Annotated in this window: 23 protein-coding genes and 1 riboswitch; of the genes, 11 read left to right on the plus strand and 12 right to left on the minus strand. The window is 69.0% G+C overall.

The window, feature by feature from the left end; all coding sequences use genetic code 11:
• The 4 genes from ACG04R_RS24565 to ACG04R_RS24580 form a co-directional block, all read left to right on the plus strand.
• The coding region (locus ACG04R_RS24565; RefSeq protein ID WP_394416411.1) for a DUF4114 domain-containing protein at window positions 1-410 on the plus strand (410 nt) is incomplete at its 5' end.
• A gap of 97 nt (window positions 411-507) precedes the next feature.
• Window positions 508-1,053 carry a 5-formyltetrahydrofolate cyclo-ligase gene (locus ACG04R_RS24570; protein WP_394416413.1) on the plus strand — a complete coding sequence of 182 codons (546 nt, stop codon included), beginning with the start codon at window positions 508-510 and terminating at the stop codon, window positions 1,051-1,053.
• A gap of 9 nt (window positions 1,054-1,062) precedes the next feature.
• On the plus strand, window positions 1,063-2,745 hold the full coding sequence (locus ACG04R_RS24575) for a cation:proton antiporter domain-containing protein (protein WP_394416415.1): 1,683 nt from the start codon (window positions 1,063-1,065) through the stop codon (window positions 2,743-2,745).
• 55 nt (window positions 2,746-2,800) lie between these two features.
• Entirely contained in the window at window positions 2,801-3,181 is a 381-nt protein-coding gene (locus tag ACG04R_RS24580; protein ID WP_394416417.1) for a hypothetical protein, read from the plus strand.
• 30 nt (window positions 3,182-3,211) lie between these two features.
• Here the strand turns inward: ACG04R_RS24580 and ACG04R_RS24585 are convergent, their stop codons facing one another.
• The gene (locus ACG04R_RS24585; protein ID WP_394416418.1) at window positions 3,212-4,165 is read right to left on the minus strand and encodes a LysR substrate-binding domain-containing protein; all 954 of its coding nucleotides are present in this window, start codon (window positions 4,163-4,165) and stop codon (window positions 3,212-3,214) included.
• Between the two features lie 117 nt (window positions 4,166-4,282).
• Between ACG04R_RS24585 and ACG04R_RS24590 the strand changes: the two genes are divergently transcribed.
• Window positions 4,283-4,582, plus strand: a complete 300-nt coding sequence (locus ACG04R_RS24590; RefSeq protein ID WP_394416420.1) for a DUF2917 domain-containing protein — start codon at window positions 4,283-4,285, stop codon at window positions 4,580-4,582.
• Here the strand turns inward: ACG04R_RS24590 and ACG04R_RS24595 are convergent.
• Window positions 4,529-4,921 (minus strand): TfoX/Sxy family protein, encoded by a 393-nt coding sequence (locus tag ACG04R_RS24595; protein WP_394416422.1) that lies wholly within the window; start codon window positions 4,919-4,921, stop codon window positions 4,529-4,531. The genes ACG04R_RS24590 and ACG04R_RS24595 overlap by 54 nt on opposite strands.
• Before the next feature lie 10 nt (window positions 4,922-4,931).
• On the minus strand, window positions 4,932-6,059 hold the full coding sequence (locus ACG04R_RS24600; protein WP_394416424.1) for a sterol desaturase family protein: 1,128 nt from the start codon (window positions 6,057-6,059) through the stop codon (window positions 4,932-4,934).
• A 103-nt stretch (window positions 6,060-6,162) separates the two neighbouring features.
• Here ACG04R_RS24600 and ACG04R_RS24605 point away from each other — a divergent pair, with 103 nt between their 5' ends.
• Window positions 6,163-6,732: a 5-formyltetrahydrofolate cyclo-ligase gene (locus ACG04R_RS24605; RefSeq protein ID WP_394416426.1), complete on the plus strand. Its 570-nt coding sequence runs from the start codon at window positions 6,163-6,165 to the stop codon at window positions 6,730-6,732.
• 9 nt (window positions 6,733-6,741) lie between these two features.
• Here ACG04R_RS24605 and ACG04R_RS24610 read toward each other — a convergent pair whose 3' ends face one another.
• Window positions 6,742-7,077, minus strand: coding sequence for a hypothetical protein (locus ACG04R_RS24610; RefSeq protein ID WP_394416428.1), 336 nt, complete (start codon window positions 7,075-7,077; stop codon window positions 6,742-6,744).
• A 137-nt stretch (window positions 7,078-7,214) separates the two neighbouring features.
• On the opposite strand from ACG04R_RS24610, the gene ACG04R_RS24615 reads away from it, so the two are divergent.
• Together ACG04R_RS24615 and pepQ are read left to right on the plus strand one after the other, a co-directional pair.
• Complete coding sequence (locus ACG04R_RS24615; RefSeq protein ID WP_394416430.1) at window positions 7,215-7,448, plus strand: DUF1161 domain-containing protein; 234 nt, start codon at window positions 7,215-7,217, stop codon at window positions 7,446-7,448.
• 10 nt (window positions 7,449-7,458) lie between these two features.
• Window positions 7,459-8,778 carry a Xaa-Pro dipeptidase gene (gene pepQ / locus ACG04R_RS24620; RefSeq protein WP_394416432.1) on the plus strand — a complete coding sequence of 440 codons (1,320 nt, stop codon included), beginning with the start codon at window positions 7,459-7,461 and terminating at the stop codon, window positions 8,776-8,778.
• Between the two features lie 7 nt (window positions 8,779-8,785).
• Here pepQ and ACG04R_RS24625 read toward each other — a convergent pair whose 3' ends face one another.
• Entirely contained in the window at window positions 8,786-11,068 is a 2,283-nt protein-coding gene (locus ACG04R_RS24625) for a hypothetical protein (RefSeq protein WP_394416434.1), read from the minus strand.
• Between the two features lie 246 nt (window positions 11,069-11,314).
• On the opposite strand from ACG04R_RS24625, the gene ACG04R_RS24630 reads away from it, so the two are divergent.
• The 3 genes from ACG04R_RS24630 (at window position 11,315) to ACG04R_RS24640 (ending at window position 13,750) form a co-directional block, all read left to right on the plus strand.
• Window positions 11,315-12,826, plus strand: coding sequence for an MFS transporter (locus ACG04R_RS24630; protein ID WP_394416436.1), 1,512 nt, complete (start codon window positions 11,315-11,317; stop codon window positions 12,824-12,826).
• Between the two features lie 76 nt (window positions 12,827-12,902).
• Window positions 12,903-13,364, plus strand: coding sequence for an ExbD/TolR family protein (locus ACG04R_RS24635; protein ID WP_394416438.1), 462 nt, complete (start codon window positions 12,903-12,905; stop codon window positions 13,362-13,364).
• 26 nt (window positions 13,365-13,390) lie between these two features.
• Window positions 13,391-13,750, plus strand: coding sequence for an STY0301 family protein (locus tag ACG04R_RS24640; RefSeq protein WP_394416440.1), 360 nt, complete (start codon window positions 13,391-13,393; stop codon window positions 13,748-13,750).
• Between the two features lie 15 nt (window positions 13,751-13,765).
• Here the strand turns inward: ACG04R_RS24640 and ACG04R_RS24645 are convergent, their stop codons facing one another.
• The 7 genes from ACG04R_RS24645 to ppk2 all read right to left on the minus strand — a co-directional run bounded on the left by ACG04R_RS24645 (window position 13,766) and on the right by ppk2 (window position 21,984).
• On the minus strand, window positions 13,766-14,233 hold the full coding sequence (locus ACG04R_RS24645; RefSeq protein ID WP_394416442.1) for a low molecular weight protein-tyrosine-phosphatase: 468 nt from the start codon (window positions 14,231-14,233) through the stop codon (window positions 13,766-13,768).
• Between the two features lie 210 nt (window positions 14,234-14,443).
• A complete protein-coding gene (locus ACG04R_RS24650) occupies window positions 14,444-16,798 on the minus strand; it encodes a TonB-dependent receptor plug domain-containing protein (protein WP_394416444.1) in 2,355 nt (784 codons plus the stop codon).
• 74 nt (window positions 16,799-16,872) lie between these two features.
• Window positions 16,873-17,487: an OmpW/AlkL family protein gene (locus tag ACG04R_RS24655; protein ID WP_394416446.1), complete on the minus strand. Its 615-nt coding sequence runs from the start codon at window positions 17,485-17,487 to the stop codon at window positions 16,873-16,875.
• Window positions 17,488-17,615: 128 nt separating this feature from the next.
• Window positions 17,616-18,455, minus strand: coding sequence for a methylenetetrahydrofolate reductase [NAD(P)H] (gene metF / locus ACG04R_RS24660; RefSeq protein WP_394416448.1), 840 nt, complete (start codon window positions 18,453-18,455; stop codon window positions 17,616-17,618).
• Window positions 18,452-19,201: a TlyA family RNA methyltransferase gene (locus ACG04R_RS24665; protein WP_394416450.1), complete on the minus strand. Its 750-nt coding sequence runs from the start codon at window positions 19,199-19,201 to the stop codon at window positions 18,452-18,454. Before ACG04R_RS24665 ends, metF begins: the two co-directional genes overlap by 4 nt.
• A gap of 3 nt (window positions 19,202-19,204) precedes the next feature.
• Window positions 19,205-20,623, minus strand: coding sequence for an adenosylhomocysteinase (gene ahcY, locus ACG04R_RS24670; RefSeq protein ID WP_394416452.1), 1,419 nt, complete (start codon window positions 20,621-20,623; stop codon window positions 19,205-19,207).
• Between the two features lie 71 nt (window positions 20,624-20,694).
• Window positions 20,695-20,772, minus strand: a riboswitch (S-adenosyl-L-homocysteine riboswitch).
• A 36-nt stretch (window positions 20,773-20,808) separates the two neighbouring features.
• Entirely contained in the window at window positions 20,809-21,984 is a 1,176-nt protein-coding gene (ppk2, locus tag ACG04R_RS24675; RefSeq protein WP_394416454.1) for a polyphosphate kinase 2, read from the minus strand.
• Window positions 21,985-22,016: the final 32 nt, after the last annotated feature.

Raw genomic sequence — 22,016 nt, forward strand, 5'->3', positions numbered from 1 at the left:
CCCGCCGCCAGGGGCCACTCAGCGTTGCACCGCTGGCCCGCATATCAATGCGGGCTGCGCGCCGCGCCTTGATTGGCCCCTGGCGGCGGGCCTTCGCGGCCTACTCCCGTAGCGTGAACAGGCCCTACGACAACGTCACGACGCGGTACTACAGCGACAGGGCGCTGAACGTAGACCACATCAACCATGCCTGGGCTTCGCCCTATGCCGGCGACGCCAGCGTGCCGGCCGGCGTGCACATCGCCTTCGAGGATCTCAAGGGCGGCGGCGACTTCAACTACGCGGACCAGGGCATCGTCGTGCGGCAGGTGCTGGCCGTGCCCGCCGCAGTGCCCGAGCCCGCCAGCTGGGCGCTGTTGATGGGCGGTGCCGCCGGGCTGGCGGTGCTGCGCCGACGCCGCGCGCGCTGAGCCGCGACGGCCCCACTCACGCCCCCGACGGCTGCGGCTGACGGGGGCGTCATGTTTCATGGGTTCCAATAGGCGCTGACTCCACCGCCGGACGCCCATGACCGCTGCTGCTTCCCACGACCGCTCCGACCTCCGCCGCGGCCTGCTGGCCGAGCGCCGTGCCTTCGCCGCCACGCCGGCCTTCCAGGCCGCCGAGCACGCGGTGCGTCAGGCCCTCGTGCCGCTGCTGGAGCAACTGGAGCCCGAGCTGCTGGGCGTGTACTGGCCGCTGGGCGGCGAGTTCGACATCGGCAGCCAGCCCTGGCCGCGCGCGCTGCCGTTCGCGAAGCGCGACCCGGTGGCCATGCAGTTCCGCCGCTGGGACGGCGCGGAGCCCGCGGCCAAGGACGAATGCGGCATCGCGACGGCCACCGGCGCGGTGGCCGTGCCCGACGTCGTGCTGGTGCCCTGCGTGGGCTTCACGCGCGAGGGCTTCCGCCTCGGCTACGGCGGCGGCTACTTCGACCGCTGGCTGGCCGAGCATCCCGGCGTGACGACCATCGGCCTGGCCTGGTCCGGCGCCGAGACCCATTTTCCCGTCGAGGCGCATGACCGCGCGTTGACGCTCATCCTCACCGAACGCGAACTCATCGCCCCCGACTGAAAGGACACGATGCACGACAACATGACCCTGATCTCCACGCTGGCCGCCGCGTTCGGCCTTGCCCTGGTGCTGGGCCTGTTGGCGCAGTGGGCACGCTTGCCCGCCCTGGTCGGCTATCTGCTGGCCGGCGTGCTGATCGGGCCGTACACGCCCGGCTTCGTCGGTGATGTGCACCTGGCGCAGCAGCTCTCCGAGGTCGGCGTCATGCTGCTGATGTTCGGCGTGGGCCTGCACTTCTCAGTCGGCGACCTGATGTCGGTGAAGGGCATCGCGCTGCCCGGCGCGCTGGTGCAGATGGCCGCTGCGACCGCAATGGGCGCGGGCCTGGCGCATGGGCTGTGGGGCTGGGACCTGGCGGCGTCGCTGATCTTCGGGCTGGCGCTGTCGGTGGCCAGCACGGTGGTGCTGCTGCGCGCGCTGGAGTCGCGCGAGCTGCTGCACACCGGCAACGGGCGCATCGCCGTGGGTTGGCTGGTCGTGGAAGACCTGGCGATGGTGCTGGCGCTGGTGCTGATTCCGGTGCTGGGTGGCAAGGGTGAAGGCGGTGCCGGCAGCAGCCTGGCCGTCACCATCGTCACGACGCTGCTGGCCGTCGCCGCGTTCGTCGCGGTGATGCTCATCGCCGGCCGGCGCCTGCTGCCGTGGATGCTGTGGCAGGTCAATCGCACCGGCTCGCGCGAGCTGTTCACGCTGGCTACCGTGGCTGCGGCCGTCGGGCTGGCCGTCGGGGCGGCGGCGCTGTTCGGTGTCAGCGTCGCGCTGGGCGCGTTCTTCGCCGGCCTGGTGCTGCGCGAGTCGGCCTTCAGCGAGCGTGCCGCGCACGAGAGCCTGCCACTGCGCGACGCCTTCGCGGTGCTGTTCTTCGTTGCCGTGGGCATGCTGTTCGACCCGCGCATCCTCATCCAGCAGCCGCTGGCCGTGCTGGCGACGGTGGCCGTCATCCTCGTCGGCAAGACGGTGGCGGCCGGGGTGCTGGTGCTGCTGCTGCGCTACCCGCTGTCCACGGCGTTGACGGTGGCGGTGAGCCTGGCGCAGATCGGCGAGTTCAGCTTCATCCTGCTGGGCCTGGGCCAGAGCCTGCACCTCGTGCCGGCCGAGGCGACCAGCCTGGTGGTGGCCGGCGCCATCGTGTCCATTGCGCTGAACCCGCTGCTGTTCTCGGGCGTGGAGCCGCTGCGGCGCTGGGTGCTGAAGCGCTCGGCCTGGGCGCGCAAGCTGGAGGCGCGCGACGATCCGCTGGCCGAGTTGCCGTCCGACACGCCGCAGAGTGCGCTGGCCGGCCAGATCGTGCTGGTGGGCCACGGCACGCTGGGCACGGCGCTGCACGATGAACTGGGCAGCCGCCCGCTGGTCGTCATCGACCGAGACCGCGACGTCGTCGAGAAGCTGCGCGCCTACGGCCATGCCGCCGTGCTGGGCGAGGCGACGGAGGCCATGACGCTGGTACAGGCCCACATCGCCCAGGCGGCGTGGCTGGTCATCGCCGTCACCGACGTGCGCGGCGTGCCGGCGATGCTGGCGCTGGCGCGGCAGTTGAACCCGGAGCTGCGCTGTGCAGTCGTCGCGCACACGCAGGAAGAGACGCAGTGGCTGCGCGATGCGGGCGTGAACGAAGTGCTGCGGTCGCAGCAGGCGTTGGCGCAGGCGCTGGCGACGGTGGTGAGTGAGCCTCAGGTGGCTGCGGCGCACTGAGGGCGGGCTGAGCCGCAGCGCGGTGCGCTGATTGCAACAACAGATAAGGTCTTACATGCCAGAGTTTGCGTGGGAGCCATTGGAATTCCTCGAGGCGCTAGGCGTTGTGCCGGAAGAGGAGGAGTACGGCATCTCCTATCGATACGTCGTGACGCGGCCGGGGCTGCGCCTTGAGCTTTCGATCTGGCCCATGGATCCAGATGTGAGGGTGCGGATTTACTCGGAGGCGCAGGTCGAGCCAATTGCGAAGTTCGACCTGCTCAATTGCCCTGGCGCCAGAGTGGTCCGAGACAAACGGGGTTTGGGCATTGAATTCGCTGGAGGAACGATGTTCGGTGGTCGCTACGACCATACAGGCGCAGCCCCCTACGGCATGATGCTGTGGCTGGAACCATTCGTTCAGCTCGAGCCCTATCCCTATGCTTATCAAGCGTAGTCGGCCGCCGAGGCAGCCGGCTCGAGGGACTCACACCCCCGCCAACTGATCCCGTGTGATCGCCGCCTGCTCCCTCACCCAGTCCGCAAACTGCTGCACCTCCGGCCTGCGCGCCGCATTGGGCCCGACGATCAGCCAGTAGCTGAACGGGCTGCCCAGCCGCCCCGCCTTGCCGAAGGGCTCGACCAGTTCGCCGCGCTGCAGCTGTTCATGCACCAGCGGCAGCCGCGCCAGCGCGATGCCCTGGCCGGTCAGCGCGGTCTGCACCTGCTGGTAGGTGAAGTTCAGGTACAGCCAGCGGCGCGGCTGCAGGTCGGGTTCGCCCTGTTCGGTCAGCCAGCGCCGCCAGCCCAGGTACTCGGCGCTGGGGCGCGGGTCGTCCTCCTCGGCCAGCGCGTGGCCAGCGAGGTCCGCGGGGCGCTTCAGCGGTGCCGGTGGCTTGTTCAGGTACCAGGGGCTGACGCAGGGCGACAGCGCCTCCTCGAACAGCTGCTCGGCATGCGGCGGCACGTCGGGCCGGTGGTCGTAGCGCAGCGCAAGGTCGCTCTCGCCGTCCTCCAGGTCCACCTTGCGGTCGTAGGCGGACACGCGGATGTCGATGTCGGCGTGCTGGCGCTGGAAGGCCTCCAGCCGCGGGATCAGCCACAGTGAGGCGAACGACGCGAAGGTCGTCACGTTGACGATGCGCCGGCCGCGCGTGCGGCGCATCTGGCGCACGGTCTGGTCCAGCTTGGACAGTACCGAGACGGCCGTGGGCAGCAGCACGGCGCCCTCGCCGGACAGCTCCACCTTGCGCGTGCCGCGCAGGAACAGCGTGCAGCCGATCTCCTCCTCCAGCGCCTGGATCTGGCGACTGACGGCCGACTGCGTGAGGCTCAGTTCCTCGGCTGCGGCGCGGAAGGACAGCAGCCGGGCCACCGCCTCGAAGGCGCGCAGCGGGCCGACGGACAGCGGTCGTTGGCGGATGAGGGGCTGGTCGGTCATGCGCAGGCGGTCCGGTCCGGATTGATGCGCCGATGGTATCAATCGCTGCGGCGCAATCATTGGACTGCCATAGGTGTGGATCAGCAGAATCCCTGACATCAACCCAGGAGAGACATCATGAGCGATGCGCAATCCCTCTGGCACCTTGCCGACGGCCGGGCGCTGACGCTGGCCGGTGCGGCCGAAGCCCGGCGGCTGGCCGTGTCACGTGGCCGTGTGTGGCTGACGTTGTCGGGCACCACCGACCGCCCGGCCGAGGACTGCTGGCTGGAAGCCGGCGAGGCCGTGGCGCTGGCGCCGGGCCAGACGGCGGTGCTGGAAGGTTGGCCGGCCGCCGAGTTCGAACTGCTGGTGCCGCCTTGCTCAGCGGCGCCGGGCCGCGGCGGGCTTCTTGGCCGCCGGCTTTTTGGCGGCTGACTTCCTGACCTTCGCGTTGGCGGCCCGCAGCGCCGCCTCCAGCGCCAGGCGTGCCCACGGCAGCATCAGCGGCGGCGACTCCAGCGCTTCTTCCGGCGGGCGGTAGTAGCTCATCACCATGCGCTCGCCGTCCTTGGTCGGGTAGGTGAAGGGCGCACAGCCGGCCGCGACGAAGCGCTCGCGCGTCATGTCGTCGGCCTTCAGGAACAGCTGGCCGTCGTCGATGATGGCGACGAAGAGATCGTCCACGTAGACGCCCCGGCCGCCGAACATCGCCCGCGTGCGCACCGGGCCCAGCGGCGACAGCATCTCCACGCAGAGTTCGGTGAAGGCGTCCATCCTGGTGGCCTCAACCTTTCCAGGTGAACGGGAAGTGCAGCTGCTTCAGGAAGCCGTCCGGCACGTAGTCGCCCAGCACGCCGTACTGCTCCGGCCACTTGCGCTCGGACTGCACGGCGGTGCCGAACAGGTGGTCCAGGAAGGCGAAGTGGGCCGCGTAGTTCTTGTCCAGCGCCTCCTGGTCCTGCGAGTGGTGCCAGTGGTGGAAGTTGGGCGTCACGATGACGTAGCGCAGCGGGCCCAGCCGCACGCTGACGTTGGCGTGGTTGAACACGGCCTGGAAGCCGACGATGACGATGTAGGTGTCGATGACCTCCTTGCTGAAGCCCAGCACGAAGATCGGCGCCAGCACCAGCGTGCGCGTGATGATGAGCTCCAGGATGTGCTGCCGCGAGCCGGCCAGCCAGTCCATGCTCTTCACGCTGTGGTGCACCGCGTGCAGCCGCCACAGCGTCGGCACCTCGTGATAGGCGCGGTGCGTCCAGTACTGCACGAGGTCGGCGACGAGGATGATGAGGAACAGCGCGACGCCGAACGGCAGGTCCTGCACCCAGGCGCGGATGCCGTCCTTGGCCGCCCAGCCGAACAGCTTGTGCACCAGCAGGTTGGTCGCCAGCAGCACGAAGCCAACGGCCAGGTGGTTGACGATGAAGTGGTGGAAGTCGGTCTGCCACTCGGGGCGGAACACCGGCTGGTCGCGGCGCAGCGCGAACAGCTTCTCGATGAAGACGAAGATCAGCGTCGAGCCCAGCAGGTCCAGGATGAACCAGTCCAGCCCGACGTAGGGCGTGTGGTCGGGGAAGTTCGGGTCCACCTCGACCCGGTTGCCGCCGAGCGCCAGCGCCAGGCCCAGCAGCACAAACGTCCACAGCGCCAGCCAGCGCATGCGGCTGAACACGATGTTGAACAGCGCCAGCGCACCCGCGACGACCAGCGACCAGTACATGAGCCGGCGGATGACGTCCACGTCGTAGGACTGGCGCAGCTGCGGCGTCGTCAGGTACTGCGGGAAGTGGAAGGCCAGCACGCCCAGGAAGCACAGGATGGCCAGCACCAGCGCGATGACGCCCGTGATGAGGCCGGTGCCCGGCTTGAGCTCGCCGCTCGACTCGCTGAGCTGATTGATCCGGTTCAGCATCTGATGGGTTCTCCCTGCGTGGCTGTTGCGAGGCGCGACTCTAACGAGGCCGGCGCCTGGCACACAATGGCCGGATTCACAGGCCCGCGAGGAAGCAGCACCCTTGGACGCCAACGACCGCGCCGCCATCCGGCACAAGCTCATCGAACAACGCCTGGCCCTGCCCAACCGGCTGGACCTCGCTGCCGAATTGCAGGAGGTGCTCAGCGTCTGGCTGCTGCGCCGCCAGGAGCGCACCATCGGCGCCTACTGGCCCATCAAGGGCGAGTTCGACCCGCTGCCCACGCTGTACCGCTGGGGCGAGAACCACCCCGAGCGCCGCATCGGCCTGCCGGTCGTCGACAAGGTGCACGGCACGCTGCGCTTTCACGTCTGGTACCCGGGCTGCCCGATGGAGGAGGACGCCTTCCACATCCCCAAGCCCAAGGGCACCGAGGAGTTCCAGCCGCAGCTGATGCTGGTGCCCTGCCTGGGCTTCGGGCCCTGCGGCCTGCGGCTGGGCTACGGCGGCGGCTTCATGGACAAGACGCTGGCCGAGATGTCGCCGCGCCCGGCGGCGGTGGGCATCGGCTATGCGCACGGCTTTTTGCCGCTGCTGAAGCCCAGTCCGCTGGACATGCCGCTGGATGCGATGCTGACGGAGGAGGGCGTGGTGTGGGATCGGGAGGGGTGAGCCTCGGCGTTACTTGGATGAGGGCGTTGCCGACGGCAGTGACGTGTTCAGCACGATCTGGAAAGCCTGATCCTGGCTGAAGCCTTGCTTGACCAAGGCGTCGTAGAGATTCTTCTTGAAGCTGGCGATACGTGCCGCCGTCTCGGGCTTCTCGGCCGTACGCAACTGGGCGTCGATCATGGCCTCGGTCATGCGCCCCATCATCGGGACCATGGCGCCCATGGACGCTTCCATGATCTGCTTCAACTCTTCCGGTGATGGCTGCTTCGGGCCTTGCTGCTGAGCCCCGGCGGCGCTGGCCAGAGCGAGGAGCGTGGCGCCGACGGTTGCGCGGATGGATGACATGGGACTCCCTTCAAAGTGGATGGATGTCGCTGGCGAGGCCGCCGCGAGTATGCCCAGGTGCCACCATGTCGTGCGGTGACGACGCACTTTGGGTGCCACACAATCTCAACTCCCTCTTCGCCACCAGCAAACCCGCCATGTCCAAGACCACCCTGCTGATCCTGTCCGCCACCGCGCTGCTGCTGACCCAGGCCGCCCAGGCCGCCCCCAAGCCCTGCGACGAACTCAAGGCCGAGATCGCGGCCAAGCTCGACGAGAAGGGCGTCAAGAACTACGAACTCGCCATCGTGGACAGCGACAAGGTCGGCGATGCCCAGGTCGTCGGCAGCTGCGAGGCCGGCACCAAGAAGCTGACCTACGTGCGCAAGTGAGGCCCGGGCCGTGAGCCTCTACCTCGACCACCTCGCCACGCTGCAGCGCCAGGCCGAGTCGGCGCTGGAGCGCACCGGCTTTGATGCGCTGCTGATCGCGTCCGGCATCGAGAAGTACGCCTTCCTCGACGACCGGCCTTATCTCTTCCAGCCCAACCCGCACTTCAAGCATTGGCTGCCGCTGACGAACCACCCGCACTCGTGGATCGCCGTGAGGCCGGGGAAGAAGCCGCGCGTCGTCTACTTCCAGCCCGACGACTACTGGCATGTGCCGCCCAGTGCGCCCAGCGGCGAGTGGGTGGATGCCGTCGAGCTGGTCGTCATCCGCGAGCCCGAGGAAGCGGCCCAGGCGCTGGCCGACCTCGTCACGCCGCGCACGGCCGTCATCGGCGAGCTCGATGCGGCGCTGCCCGGGCTGGCGCCCAACAACCCCGAGCCGCTGCTGAACCTGCTGCACTGGGCGCGCGGCGTGAAGACGCCGTACGAGCTGGCGCAGATGCGCGCCGCCCAGCGCCGGGCGGTGCCGGCCCATCGGGCCGCGCACCAGGCTTTCCTGGCCGGCGCCGGCGAGGCCGGCATCCACCGCGCCTATCTCGTCGCCAGCGGCCACACGGACCGCGACCTGCCCTACACCAACATCATCGGGCTCAACGAGCACGCCGCGGTGCTGCACTACCAGTACCAGGACGAGAGCCCGCCGGCCGAGCTGCGCAGCTTTCTCATCGACGCCGGCGCGCAGGTCAACGGCTATGCCAGTGACATCACGCGCACCTGGAGCGCGCCGGGCCATGACGAGTTCGCGGCGCTGATCGCGGCGATGGAGGTCGAGCAACTGGGCCTCGTCGACGAGGTACGCGAAGGCGTGGACTACCGTGACATCCACCTCAGCGCCCACCGCCGCACGGCGCGCGTGCTGCGCAATGCCGGCATCGTGACGATGAGCGAGGAGGCGATGGTGGAAGAGGGCGTCACCAAGCCCTTCTTCCCGCACGGCATCGGCCATCTGCTGGGCCTGCAGGTGCATGACGTCGGTGGCTTCATGGCCAGCGAGACCGGTGGCGTGGCCGCCAAGCCCGAAGGCCACCGGTACCTGCGCCTGACGCGCCCGCTGCAGGCCGGCATGGTGGTCACCATCGAGCCGGGCCTGTACTTCATCCCGATGCTGCTGCGCGAGCTGCGGGCGTCGAAGAATGCGGCGCAGGTGGACTGGGCCGCCGTCGAGCGGCTGTCGCGCTACGGCGGCATCCGCATCGAGGACGACGTGGCCTGCCGCGCCGCGGGCGAGGCGCCGGAGAACCTGACGCGGGACGCGTTCGCGGCGGTGGGCTGACAGATCGTTACGGTCGGGCCGGGTCGCCGTACAGCACCCCGCGCCCGTGCGTGCCGACGTAGACGCGGCCAAAGACCTTGGGGTCGCCGCTGATCTGCAGGATCAGGCCCCACTGGTGGGCGTCGTCGTTGATGCGCTGCCAGGTCTTCGCGCCGTCGGTGGAGCGGAAGATGCCGTAGCGGCCGGCGACGGTGCCGACGAGGTAGAGCGCGGGGTCCTTCTTTCCTGGCGCCGCGCGGCCGAAGCCGAAGGCGTGGATCTCGCTCACGGCCGGCAGGCGCTGGAAGGCCTGGCCGGCGTGCTTGACGTACAGGCCGTGGAAGGCCGGCAGCCACAGCTCGCCTTCGTGGCCGGGCGCGGCGTAAAGGCGGTCCTGGCCACCGCGGTCGTCGCCGCGGGTGCTGTGGTTGTTGCTGCCGGCGTCCGCGCGCAGCACCGGGCCGTCCGGCAGCGCGAGCGGCCGGGCGCCGAAGCTCAGGCCGCCGTCGTCGCTGCTGAACAGCTGGTCGTCGAACAGCGCCATCGCGTGGAAGCGCTTCGGGTTCACGCGGTCGGCGATGACGCGGGTGCCGGCGGGCAGGCCTTGCACCGGCGTCCACGTGTCGCCGTGGTCGTGGCTGACGTGGGGCTGGCTGCCATCCTTCGATTTCGGCGTCCACACCCAGGCCCTGCCGTCGGCCGACACGGCGATGAAGCCGTCGCCGGTGGTGGCGCCAGCCGGCACGGACCGGGGCTCGTGCCAGGTCTTGCCGCCATCCAGCGAGTAGCCCAGGTTCCTGCCGCCGTCGCGTGCGTGGCCGATGCGCACGATGACCTCGGGCGCCAGCTCGGCACCCGTCACGTCGTGCGTGTTGCCGAAGAAGGGCGGCTTGGGGTTGCCGGGGGCAGGCTTGTCGAGGTCGGTGTGGACGAAGCCGGAGTAGTCGCCGATGGCCGTCACCAGCGGCACACCCTTCGTGGGGCTGTGAAGGGCCAGCGCGACGGTCTCCTCGATGCCGCCGGCCATGACCTGCCAGTGCGTGGGCTGGCCGCGGTCCGCGGCGGTCAGGTCCCGTGTTTCCCAGCCGCCGTAGCCCGTCGTGAAGAGGGCGTGGTCGGGGTTGGCGGGGTCGATACTGACGTCGTAGAGCCAGTGCAGGGGCGTGTCGGCGACGTAGGGCGCGGCGGCGGCATCGAACTGCGCGGCGGGGAACAGCCTTGTCCACGTTGCGCCGCCGTCGGTGCTGCGGAACAGCTGGTCGCCCTTGCCGCGGCCGACCGTGCTGGCGAGCAGGCGTTGCGGGTTCGTCGCGTCCACGGCGACGGTGGCGTAGCCGAACGGGTCGGCAGCGCCGGGGCGCTCGGGTGTGATGTCCGTCCACGTGCCGGTGCGTGGGGCCAGCCGCCACACCGATCCGTCCTTCATGCGGTGCGGACCGGGGTCGCTGGCGTAGGCGATGTACAGCTGCCCGTCGCCGGCGAGCGCGGCGCGCATGGGGCGGTGCTGCGTGGGACCGCCGGGCACGGCCTGCCAGCTGGCGCCGGCATTGCGGCTGACCCACAGGCTGGGCCGGCCGACGACGGACACGCCCGCGTAGATCGTGCGGCTGGGCTGGCCGCGCGTGCCGCTCTTTGGGTCGAACAGCACGAAGTTGATCGTGGCCTTGCCGTCACTGCCGCCCCAGCTGGGCGGGGCGCCGTCGGACGCCTGGCGCTGCCAGGCCGAGTCGGGGAAGGCGTCGACGCGCCGGAAAGACCTGGCGGCATCCGTGCTGCGCCACAGGCCGGCTAGGCGGCTGCCGAGGTAGAGCACGCGGCCGTCGTTGGGGTCCACGGCCAGGCGCTCACCGTTGCCGCGGCCGCCCTCGTTGCCGCCGAGCTTGAACGGCAGGTCGGTGCGCTGGTACGTGCGGCCGCGGTCGTGCGAGCGCAGCACGGCGCCGTTGGGCACCAGCGGGTTGGTGTAGGTGCCGCAGGCGAGGTAGAGGGCGTCGGGGTCGTTGGCGTCGACGGCCAGGCTCTCGACGCCCATCAGGTTCACGTCGGCCAGCGGCAGCCAGTCCAGCAGCGGCTGCCAGGGGCCGGTGGCGCTGTCGCGGCGGTAGGCGCCGCCCATGTCGGTGCGGGCGTAGGCCAGGCCCGGCACGGCGGGCTGGAAGACGATGCCGTCCACGAAGCCGCCGCCGACGATGGCGACGGGCTTCCACGCGTAGGGTGCATCGGCGGGCTGCGGCGCGGCGCCGACGGACGCGCCGGTGAGCGCGAGCTGGGCGCCGAGCAGCGCGCCCAGCAGGGGCTTGATGGGGTTCATGTCTCCAACGTGGTCTTGTTCAAGTGCCGGCATCGTCGTTTTGTTCGGCGGTCGAACAAATACGGTTTACCCGAGGAAACCGGGCGTTTTCGCAGGTGGCCGGGTGGCCGTGGACTCCATCCGGAGCCGGCCGCCCGCCCAGGGTTCCCGGCAGGTTCCCTGTCAACCGGAAATGGGATACTCGCCATGGAACTGCAGACCGTAAAAAATGGAACAACATTCCATAAATAGCAAGAGACAGCAGCCATGAGCAGAACCATCTCGTTGAAGCACACGCTGAGCTACGGCAGTGCGAACCTGCTGGGCAGCGGCGCCCTGGCCATCGCGGGGGCCTGGCTGCTCTATTTCTACACGACGTTCTGCGGGCTGACGGTCGTCGAGGCGGCCACGATCTTTTCGGTGGCCAGCATCCTGGACGCCATCAGCAACCCCGTGATGGGGTACATCAGCGACAACTTCTACAACACGCGGCTGGGTCGCAGGTTCGGGCGCCGGCGGTTCTTCATCCTGACCGGCATTCCGCTGATGCTGCTGTATCCGCTGATGTGGGTCGAGGGCTTCGGGTTCTGGTACTACCTGGGCATGTATGCGCTGTTCGAGCTCGTCTACACGTCGGTCATGGTGCCCTATGAAACCCTGGCGACCGAGATGACGACGGACTTCGCCGTGCGCTCCAGGCTCACGGGTGCCAAGGCCATGTTCGGCAAGGGCGCCAACTTCCTGGCGGCCTTCATCCCGGCGCAGCTGTTCCTGGTCTACAGCAAGGAGTCGGCCACGCCCTTCCTGCTGACCGGCATCATCTACGCCCTCATCATGTGCGCCGCGATGACGGCGCTGTACTTCACGTCCTGGGAGCGCCCGCCGCACGAGGTGGTGCAGGAGCGCGCCGGCAGCCTGCTCCAGGCGCTGAAGAAGCTCGGCGTGGACATGCTGTCTACCTTCCACCTGAAGATCTTCCGCAAGCACCTGGGCATGTACCTGCTGGGGTTCGGCGCGGAATGGCTGTTCGCGTCGATCTTCACGTACTTCATCGTCTTCGTGATGGGGCAGGACAAGTCGGTCGTCGGCTACCTGAACAGCTTCAGCTCGGTGATGCAGCTGGTCTCGACGATGCTGTTCATCGGCGTGTGCATCAGGTTCGGCTTCGCGCGGCCCTACCGCGTGGCGCTGCTGGTCGTCTGCGGCAGCGTGCTGGCCTACACGGCGCTGTACTACCTGGGCTGGTCCAAGCAGACCACCGCCATCGCGCTGTTCGCCATCACGGCCGTGTTCGGCCTGGGCACCGGCGGCGTCTACTACATCCCCTGGACGGTCTACACCTTCCTGGCCGACGTCGACGAGGTGCTGACCGGCCGGCGGCGCGAGGGCATCTACGCCGGCGCGATGACCTTCGCCGGCAAGATCACCCGCTCGGTCATCGTGTTCGTGATGGGCTGGGTGCTGGGTGAATTCGGCTTCGCGTCGGGCCAGGCCGTGCAGCCGGACACGGCGATCGACGCCATCATCGGCATCTTCACGCTGGGCGTCATCGGCCTGGGCCTGGGCGGCGTCTACTACACGACGCAGATGAAGCTGGACCGCAAGAACCACGCGATCCTGCTGGAAGAGATCGCCCGCATCAAGGCCGGCGGCCGCATCGTCGACGCGCCGCCCGAGGCCCGCGCCGTGGCCGAGGAACTGACGGGCTGGGCCTACGAGCAGTGCTGGGGAAACAACAAGCTGGCGCCACAGGGGATGGAGCTGTCGGCGCGGGCCTGACCGGGTTGCCTTCCGGCGGGTTGCTGCCAACATCCGGCGGGCACGCGCCGTCCTGCGCGAGCGAGGGAGGCACCGCGTGGACATCAGCGATTCGGAATTCTGGAGCGCGGGTCCGCCGTCGCTCTTGAGCGCCGCCATGGCGCCGCTGGCGGGCGTGCTGCTGTCGCTGCTGGCACTCTGGACGGCGGCCATGCCGGCGCCGACGCATGTCGTTGCCCTGTACGCCGCGGCGCCTTGCCGCGGTCCGGCCGCGCCCTCGGCCGCCGTCCGCACGGTTGTCGTCGATGCTGACAACCGGCTGTTCTGGGACGGGCGAGCCCTGGCTGACGTTGTCGCCCTCGACGCGCAGATGCGGGCCGTGGGGGCCTTGCCTGGTGATGAGCAGGCCGAAGTGCACATTCAGCCACACGGGCCTGTGGCCTACGGTGCCGTCATCGCCGTGCTGGCCTCGGCCCAGCGCAACGGCGTGCGGGCCATGGCAGTGATGGGAGAGGGCGGCTTCGTCTCCGACGGGCGCGGCGCCCCTATCGACGAATGAGCCGCCCGCAAACTCTCCGCGCGCGTTTGCCTCACGGTCTCTGCCGCATCACCTTTCTGGCGCTGGCTGGCGTGGCCGCCGCCCACGCTGTCGAGCCCCCGCGCGCACCGGGCGAGGCTGCCAGCGTCTGCCCGCTGCGCGCCGGTGCCTCGCCCAGCCAGATCGACATCTTCGACGGCGACCCGGCCGAGCAGGCGTTCCTGGCGGCCGACGACGACCGCCAGGGCGCCTACACCTACACCGTCAAGCCGATTTACGCGCAGGGGCGCCTGGTCACGGTCCGCTGCCACTACGGCAAGGCATCGGTCGATGTGAAGCTGGTGCAGCCGGTGGCGGTGTGCCGGTACTCGGAGGCCGGCGGGCGGCCGCAGCTGGCGTGCAAGTAGGCGGCACGCCGCCGGTCAACGGGTGCGCAGCGACGCGATGAGCCCGTCGCACGCCGCTTCCACCAGGTCCAGCACCGCCTCGAAATCTGCCTCGCCGCCGTAGTACGGGTCCGGCACATGCGGGTTGCCGGCCTGAGGCGCGTAGCTCATCAGCAGCTTCAACCGGTCCCGCTTCGCGGGCGGGCACAGTCGGTGGGCGTTGGCGAGGTTGTCGGCGTCCATCGCCAGCACGAGGTCGAAGCGCTCGAAGTCCTCGGCCAGCAGCTTTCGGGCGCGCAACGGGCTCAGGTTGTAGCCGCGCTTTGCAGCGTGTTCCTGTGCGCGCTCGTCGGGCGGCTCACCGACGTGATAGCCGTGCGTGCCGGCCGAGTCCACCTCCACGTCCAGCCCCGCGGCTGCCAGCTTGGCGCGCATGACGCCTTCGGCCGTCGGGCTGCGGCAGATGTTGCCCATGCAGAAGAAGAGGATGCGGCGCGTGCTCATGGGAGCGGATTTTGCGGGCCGAGCGCCGGGCCGCCCCTAGCCGGCCCGCGTAGGGCGATGTGCTTGCGGCTCGATGCCGCAAGCATCGCCGTCCCCTCGGGGGCTGAGGCCGGACGCAGGTCGTCCAGTGGACGGCCTGTGCCTGCCGAAGCTCTGCGGCCAGTGGCCGCAGAGCGGTCCGGGCCAGGTATTCCCTGGACGAGGGGCTCGTCAAAACCGCATGTCGGCCCGCAGCGAGATCACGCGGAAGGTCTTGTTGTTCGACCAGCTGTCGGTCAGCCGGTGGTTGTCCACGTCGATACCCTCGGTCGACACGGAGGCGTCGCGCGGGAACAGGTTGGCCATCGACAGGCGCCAGTTGACGCCGTCGCGCACGGCGCCGCTGGCCCAGGACAGGTAGGCGTCGAACTGGCGGCGGGCGGTTTCGTCGCGCCGCAGCGTCTCGGTCTGCTGCACGCGGCTGGCCGGCACGAAGTTGAAGTTGAAGCCGCTGCCGAAGTTCTGGCCCAGCGCCTTCCAGCGGTGGTCCAGCCCGAAATTCAGGCTGCCCTTGGGCTGCTGGTCCAGCCGGTTGTTGGTGCCGGGGATGCCCTTGACCTCGCTCTTGAACAGCGCGAAGTTGAAGCGCAGCAGCATCAGCTGCAGTTCGGGCGGCGCGTCCTCCCACAACTCGTCCATGCGGGCCTTGACCTCGAACTCGAAGCCCATCGTGCGCGCGTCCTGCATGTTGCGCGGGCGGCTGACCCAGCGCTGCGACGTGTCCCAGGACACCGTCTCCAGCAGCACCTGGTTGCGGATCACGCCCTTGATGTCCTTCAGGAAGGCGCTGCCCGAGACGATGCCGCCGGTGGGCAGCCAGTGCTCCAGGCTCAGGTCGAAGCCGGTGGACAGCTCCGGCTTGAGGTCGGGGTTGCCGGCGCGGTCGGCGTAGGTCTGGTAGTTGGGGCCTTCGGGGTAGGTCGAGTTGATCGACGGCCGCGCGATGAGGTCGTTGAGGTTGGGCGAGCGGTAGCTGCGCGTCACGCTCATGCGCACCTGGTCCTTGGGGAAGGCCTCGGGCTTCCACAGCAGGTGGAACAGCGGTGAGGTGACCTGCGAGACGTTGCGCGTCTCGGGCAGCGTGCCCGCGGCATCGGCGCGGGTCTCGATACGCTCGTAGCGGATGCCGGCATAGACCGACCATTGCTTGGTCGGGCTCCACTCGTCCTGCGTGTAGGTGGCGAAGCGCTGGCTGTTGGAGCCCAGCGTGTTGCCGAACTTGACGAGGCCGGGGATGACCTCGCCGTTGACCAGCGTATCCCGCACCTGCACGCGGTCGCTGCGCTCACCCTCGGCACCGGTCACCCACTGGTGCTCCTGCGCGGTCTTCAGGCTCCACTTGGCGCCGAGGCTGGTCTGGTCCTCGGTGGCGGTGTTGTGGTCGTCCTGCACGCGCTGCGTGTCGAGGCCGTTGGCGGTCTTGGTCTCGCGGCGCTCGCTGTTGCTGACGTTCTTGAAGCTGCCGCGGCCCAGGCGCAGGTCCCAGCTCTCGCCGGCCTGGGGCTTGTAGCTGGCCGACAGGTTGACGCGCACGTTGTGCATGTGGCCGTCGGAGTCGCCGTGGACGTCGCGCAGATAGGGTGTCTGCACGGGCAGGCCGCTGAGCGGGTCCTGCCCCGTGTTGAAGCCCTGGGCGATGTTCTGGCTCGTGCCGGTGTTCTGCGACAGCGCGAAGAACGGCGAGAAGTTGAAGCTCAGCGTGTCGCTGTACTTCCAGCGCAGCCGGCCGTTGCCGTTCAGGTTGGTGCTGCGGCCCATGCTCGTGCCGATCTGCGCGATGTCGTCCGTGACCTGGTTCGTGTCGGTGTCCGTGACGCGGTTGTGCGAGTCGATGTTGTTGAAGCGCCGGTGCACGCCGCCGTTGGTGGACAGCGCGCCGGCCACGTCGTCGCCATTGGGGCCGCCCCACTTCAGATTGCGCGTCCAGCTGAAGTCGGCCTGCGGCTCGCCACGGTCCTGGCCCAGCGTGAAGCGCAGCTCGTTGTTGGACTTCTGCAGCGGCTCGCGCAGGATGACGTTGATCGTGCCGGCGATGGCCCGCGCGCCGGTCTCGGCCGTGGGGGCGCGGTAGATCTCGATGCGCTCGACCTGGTCGGGCAGCAGGTCCTCCACGGCGAAGCCGGCGGGCGCGCGCTCGCCGTCGACCAGGATCTGCGTGTAGCCGCTGCCCAGGCCGCGCATGCGGATGTCGCCGCCGCGGCCGGCCCGGCCGCCGATGGTGACGCCGGGCAGGCGGCGCAGCACGTCGCCCAGCACCGTGTCGCCATAACGGTCCAGGTCCTCGCGCTCGATGACGATCTTGCTGGCCGTGCTGTTGCGCCGGCGGCTGTTGGCCGTCGGGCCGCCGTTGACCTCGACGCGGTCGAGGCGGTTGGCCACGCCGCTGGCGGCGCTGGCAGGCGCGGAAGCCGCCGAGGCGGCGGCGGTGGGCTTGGCGGAGGGGTGGGGCGGCGGCGTCTGCGCTGCGGCAACAGCGCTGATGGCGATGTTGCAGACCGCGGCCAGCGCGAGGAGAAGGCGGCTCATGGCCGCGCATTCTGCTGACGCGCCGTTACCTCATGTCACGTCAAGCGCTCATTTACATGAGTGCAATGCGTCGCTCAGAAGCGCCAGCCCAGGCCCACGCTCGCGAGGGTCGGATCGACCTTGAACTTGCCGGCCGACACGCCGCTCGAATAGACCGTTGTGCCGAGGCTGACCTTCTTCACGTCGAAGTTCAGGTAGGTGTTCTTCGCGATCGCGACGTCGGCACCGATCTGCCAGGCCGCGCCCCAGCTGCTGTGCTTGATGCCGGGATGCAGGGCGGTCTGCACGGCGGGGGCGAAGTTGACGCTGGAGAAGTTCGTGTAGTTCACGCCGGCGCCGACGTAGGGACGCACGGTGCCATTGGGGATGAAGTGGTACTGCAGCGTCAGCGTGGGCGGCAGGTGCTTGAGCGAGCCGATCTCGGCGCCGTTGGAGTACAGCGTCTGCTTCTGCGGGTAGGTCAGGATCAGCTCGGCCGCGATGTTGGGCGCGAAGAAGTAGCTGAAGTCGACCTCGGGGAAAGTCTTGTTGTTGATGGACAGGCCCAGGCCGGTGCTGTCCTTGTTGGCCGAGTGCAGGTTGAGCGCGCGCACGCGGACCAGCAGCGGACCCTCATCAGCCTGGGCGGGTTGCAGGACGAAAGCAGCGGCGGCGATGGCGGCCAGGCGGAGGGTGGTAGCGAACTTCATCAATGACTCCTGGTGAATGGGACGTGTCCCGATGAAGTCATTGAACGCGCCGGCCGCACGGCGCGATTTGAGGCAACACAACACCGCGCCGGTCGGCGCGGGCGGTCAGTGCGGCATCTTGTGATGGATCAATCTTTGGTGGCGAGGCCGAGGCGTTTGCACAACTCCAGCGTCAGCGCCGACTGGTTCAGCGTGTAGAAGTGGACGCCCGGCGCGCCGCCGTCGATGAGGCGCTCGCACAGCTTGGTCACCACGTCCAGGCCGAAGGCGCGGATGCTGGCGGCGTCGTCCATGAAGCCCTCCATCTTCATCTGCACCCAGCGCGGGATCTCGATGCCGTCACGCTGCGCGAACTGCGCGATGCGGCCGTAGTTGTGGAAGGGCATGATGCCCGGCACGATGGGCTGGGTGACGCCCAGGCGGCGGGCCTCGTCGACGAAGTGGAAGTAGGCGTCGGCGTTGAAGAAGAACTGCGTGATCGCGCCGTCGGCGCCGGCGCGCATCTTGTCGGCGAAATGCTGCAGGTCGCGCGCCGCATAGCGCTGCTGCGGGTGCACCTCGGGGTAGGCGGCGACTTCGATGTGCCAGTCCTTGCCTTGTGTCTCGCGGATGAAGCTGACCAGCTCCGACGCGTAGCGGAACTCGCCTGCCGTGGCCGTGCCGCTGGGCAGGTCGCCGCGCAGCGCGACGACGCGGTGGATGTCGCGGGCGCGGTAGGTGGCCAGGATCTCGGCGATGTTCTCGCGCGTGGAGCCCACGCAGGACAGGTGCGGCGCGGCCTCGAAGCCGGCGCCGGCGATGTCCATGACGGCCGACAGCGTCTTGTCGCGCGTGGAGCCGCCGGCGCCGTAGGTGACGCTGAAGTACTGGGGCTTGAGCGCGCCCAGCTCCTGCACGACGGTCTTGAGCTTCTCGACGCCGACCGGCGTGTTGGGGGGGAAGAATTCGAAAGAGACAGGGGTCGTCATCGTGAGGCCCACAAGAAGAATTCGCGGTTGCCATCACCGCCGGTGATGGGGCTGTCGAAGTAGTCCAGCACCTTGAGCCCGAGGGCCGTGCAGGCCAGGCGCACGCGGGCTTCCAGCCGCGGGTAGTCGGCCTCGTCCTTGACGAGGCCGCGCTTGTCCAGCGCCTGCGGGCCCAGCTCGAACTGCGGCTTGATCAGCAGCAGCAGGTGGCCGTGCGCCTCCAGCCAGGGCAGCAGCTCGGGCAGGCTGCCCACCATGGAAATGAAGCTCAGGTCGCCGACGATCAGCGGGAAGCCGCCCGTCGGCGCGTGCGGGCGCAGCATGCCGCCGAGGTCGCGCACATGCAGGCCTTCCAGCGCCGTCACGCGCGGGTCGGACTGCAGCCGCGCGTGCAGCTGGCCGTGGCCCACGTCGATGCCCACGACGTGCCGCGCGCCGCGTGCCAGCAGGCAGTCCGTGAAGCCGCCGGTGCTCTGGCCGACGTCCAGCGCCGTGTGGTGCGAGACGTCGAAGCCCGTGCGGTCCAGCGCGCCTTCCAGCTTGAGCCCGCCGCGCGACACGTAGCGCAGCTCCGCGTCGTCGGTGACGCGCAGCTGCGCCGTCTCGGGCAGGTCCTCGCCGGCCTTCTTCAACTGGGCCCAGCCGGTGGGCGAGGCCCACTCGGCGGCGCCGTTGCTGATCAGGCGTTGCGCGACCGAGCGCGTGGGCGCCAGGCCCTGGGCGACGAGGAGCTGGTCAGCGCGCATCGATCAATAGCGATAGGTATCGGGCTTGTACGGACCGGCCTTGGGCACGCCGATGTAGGCGGCCTGCTCCTCGGTCAGCTCGGTCAGCTGCGCGTTCAGCGTGGTCAGCTGCAGGCGCGCGACCTTTTCGTCCAGGTGCTTGGGCAGCACGTAGACCTTGCCGATGTCGTAGGCATCCTTGTGCGCGAACAGCTCGATCTGGGCGATGGTCTGGTTCGCGAAGGACGAGCTCATCACATAGCTCGGGTGGCCCGTGCCGCAGCCCAGGTTCACCAGGCGGCCCTTGGCCAGCAGGATGATGCGCTTGCCGTCCGGGAAGATGACGTGGTCGACCTGCGGCTTGATCTCTTCCCACTGGTACTTTTCGAGCGACGCGACGTCGATCTCGTTGTCGAAGTGGCCGATGTTGCAGACGATGGCGTTGTTCTTCATCGCGGCCATGTGCTCGTGGCGGATGACGTTCTTGTTGCCGGTGGTCGTCACGAAGATGTCGGCCTTGTCGGCGGCGTACTCCATCGTCACGACGCGGTAGCCTTCCATCGCGGCCTGCAGCGCGCAGATGGGGTCGATCTCGGTCACCCAGACCTGGGCCGACAGCGCGCGCAGCGCCTGCGCCGAGCCCTTGCCCACGTCGCCGTAGCCGGCCACGACGGCGATCTTGCCGGCCACCATCACGTCGGTCGCGCGCTTGATGCCGTCCACGAGGGACTCGCGGCAGCCGTACAGGTTGTCGAACTTGCTCTTCGTGACCGAGTCGTTCACGTTGATGGCGCGGAACAGCAGCGTGCCCTTGGCGGACATTTCCTTCAGGCGGTGCACGCCCGTCGTCGTCTCTTCCGTCACGCCGATGATCTCGGCGCTCTTGCGGGTGTACCAGGTGCCGTCCTCGGCGACCTTCTTCTTGATGGCCGCGAACAGGATGCGCTCTTCCTCGCTGCCGGGGTTGGCCAGCACGGACAGATCCTTCTCGGCCTTCTGGCCCAGGTGCATCAGCAGCGTCGCGTCGCCGCCGTCGTCCAGGATCATGTTGGGGCCTTCGCCCGCTTCGCCCTTGCCGGCGAACTCGAAGATGCGGTGCGTGTAGTCCCAGTAGTCTTCCAGCGTCTCGCCCTTGTAGGCGAACACTGGCGTGCCGACGGCGGCCAGCGCGGCGGCGGCGTGGTCCTGCGTCGAGAAGATGTTGCACGACGCCCAGCGCACTTCGGCGCCCAGCGCCTGCAGCGTTTCGACCAGCACGGCCGTCTGGATGGTCATGTGCAGCGAGCCGGTGACGCGAGCGCCCTTCAGCGGCTGCGATGCGGCGTATTCCTTGCGGATGGCCATCAGCGCCGGCATCTCGTGCTCGGCGATCTTGATTTCCTTGCGGCCCCAGTCGGCCAGCGACAGGTCCTTGACGATGTGGGCGGGGAGGTTGGCGGTCATGCGGGCTCCTTCAAGCGAATGAAGCCGCTGGCGTCGCACGGGGATCGGTCATCACCCAGGCACGGTTGGCCAGCGGGTGAGCGCGGTTGCAGATGAATGTTCCGAGCCTGGCCTCAAGGGGTGCTGAGGTTGCAACGCTCCTCGGAAGCCCGCCATTCTAGCGACCCGTCACGCCATCCGGTGCGTCAGCCGGCGCCGCCGGGTGCCAACAAATCGTCGCCCGGCATGGACACGAGCGCCGGCCGGCCCACGATGAGCGGGTCCACCGCGCCGATCCTCGCCGGCTTGCGCTCGGCGTACGGGAGGCGGTTCAGCACGAAGCGCATGGCGTTCAGTCGTGCGCGCTTCTTGCAGTCGCTCTTGATGACAGTCCACGGCGCGTCGGACGTGTCGCAGTGCAGGAACATCGCCTCCTTGGCCCGCGTGTAGTCGTCCCATTTGTCGAGAGAGGCCATGTCGATGGGCGACAGCTTCCACTGCTTGAGCGGGTGCAGCTTGCGCTCCTTGAAGCGGCGGCGCTGCTCTTCGCGGCTGACGGAGAACCAGAACTTGAACAGGTGGATGCCGGAGCGCACCAGCTGCCGCTCGAACTCGGGCGTCTGGCGCAGGAACTCCTGGTATTCGGCCTCGCTGCAGAAGCCCATCACGCGCTCGACGCCGGCGCGGTTGTACCAGCTGCGGTCGAACAGCACGATCTCGCCGACCGTCGGCAGGTGCTCCACGTAGCGCTGGAAATACCACTGGCCGCGCTCGACCTCGCTGGGCTTCTCCAGCGCCACGACGCGTGCGCCACGAGGGTTCAGGTGCTCCATGAAGCGCTTGATGGTGCCGCCCTTGCCGGCTGCATCGCGGCCCTCGAACAGGATGACGACGCGGGCGCCGGTCTCCTTCACCCAGGCCTGCAGCTTCAGCAGCTCGACCTGCAGGCGGTACTTCTGGCGCTCGTAGTTCTTGCGGGACAGCAGGTTCCTGTACGGGTAGCTGCCCTGTCGCCATCCGGGGCTGAGCTGGTTGTCCGCCTCCACGTCGGCGGGCGGCCGCTGGGTGTCCTCGTGCTGCCGCAACGCCCGGCGCAGCTGCCGGCGCTCGTCCGGCGAACTGCCCGTCAGCAGCGTGTCCAGATCCTGGGCCAGCGACTCGGCGCCGCCGCCGTCCTGGTGACGGCGCAGCAACTCGGCCAGCGTCTCGCTGGCGACCACGTCATGGCGCGTCTGGGCCCGGCTCACGCGGTGGCGCTCCAGGCTGCCGGCGTCCAGCCGGGGCGGGACATCGCCGGCGGCCACCTGTCGCGCGCTGGCGCTGCGCCTGGCGGGCCGTGAGGGCTTGGAGCTGCGGGACGGGGCGCGTGGCGAGGCGGGCATCGGCGTGAATCCTTGTGACAGCGAGATGACGA

The organism is Pelomonas candidula (assembly GCF_043555985.1).
Taxonomy (GTDB): Bacteria; Pseudomonadota; Gammaproteobacteria; order Burkholderiales; family Burkholderiaceae_C; genus Pelomonas; species Pelomonas candidula.

Excerpts from the sequence above, each read along its gene's own strand:
- ACG04R_RS24595 (WP_394416422.1), bottom strand. The coding sequence starts at position 4,921 with ATGGACGCCTTCACCGAACTCTGCGTGGAGATGCTGTCGCCGCTGGGC.
- ppk2 (WP_394416454.1), bottom strand. The coding sequence starts at position 21,984 with ATGCCCGCCTCGCCACGCGCCCCGTCCCGCAGCTCCAAGCCCTCACGG.
- ACG04R_RS24625 (WP_394416434.1), bottom strand. The coding sequence starts at position 11,068 with ATGAACCCCATCAAGCCCCTGCTGGGCGCGCTGCTCGGCGCCCAGCTC.
- ACG04R_RS24570 (WP_394416413.1), top strand. The coding sequence starts at position 508 with ATGACCGCTGCTGCTTCCCACGACCGCTCCGACCTCCGCCGCGGCCTG.
- ACG04R_RS24655 (WP_394416446.1), bottom strand. The coding sequence starts at position 17,487 with ATGAAGTTCGCTACCACCCTCCGCCTGGCCGCCATCGCCGCCGCTGCT.
- ACG04R_RS24665 (WP_394416450.1), bottom strand. The coding sequence starts at position 19,201 with ATGCGCGCTGACCAGCTCCTCGTCGCCCAGGGCCTGGCGCCCACGCGC.
- ACG04R_RS24600 (WP_394416424.1), bottom strand. The coding sequence starts at position 6,059 with ATGCTGAACCGGATCAATCAGCTCAGCGAGTCGAGCGGCGAGCTCAAG.
- ACG04R_RS24585 (WP_394416418.1), bottom strand. The coding sequence starts at position 4,165 with ATGACCGACCAGCCCCTCATCCGCCAACGACCGCTGTCCGTCGGCCCG.
- ACG04R_RS24610 (WP_394416428.1), bottom strand. The coding sequence starts at position 7,077 with ATGTCATCCATCCGCGCAACCGTCGGCGCCACGCTCCTCGCTCTGGCC.
- ACG04R_RS24590 (WP_394416420.1), top strand. The coding sequence starts at position 4,283 with ATGAGCGATGCGCAATCCCTCTGGCACCTTGCCGACGGCCGGGCGCTG.
- ACG04R_RS24650 (WP_394416444.1), bottom strand. The coding sequence starts at position 16,798 with ATGAGCCGCCTTCTCCTCGCGCTGGCCGCGGTCTGCAACATCGCCATC.
- ACG04R_RS24580 (WP_394416417.1), top strand. The coding sequence starts at position 2,801 with ATGCCAGAGTTTGCGTGGGAGCCATTGGAATTCCTCGAGGCGCTAGGC.
- ahcY (WP_394416452.1), bottom strand. The coding sequence starts at position 20,623 with ATGACCGCCAACCTCCCCGCCCACATCGTCAAGGACCTGTCGCTGGCC.
- ACG04R_RS24575 (WP_394416415.1), top strand. The coding sequence starts at position 1,063 with ATGCACGACAACATGACCCTGATCTCCACGCTGGCCGCCGCGTTCGGC.
- ACG04R_RS24645 (WP_394416442.1), bottom strand. The coding sequence starts at position 14,233 with ATGAGCACGCGCCGCATCCTCTTCTTCTGCATGGGCAACATCTGCCGC.
- ACG04R_RS24630 (WP_394416436.1), top strand. The coding sequence starts at position 11,315 with ATGAGCAGAACCATCTCGTTGAAGCACACGCTGAGCTACGGCAGTGCG.
- metF (WP_394416448.1), bottom strand. The coding sequence starts at position 18,455 with ATGACGACCCCTGTCTCTTTCGAATTCTTCCCCCCCAACACGCCGGTC.
- ACG04R_RS24615 (WP_394416430.1), top strand. The coding sequence starts at position 7,215 with ATGTCCAAGACCACCCTGCTGATCCTGTCCGCCACCGCGCTGCTGCTG.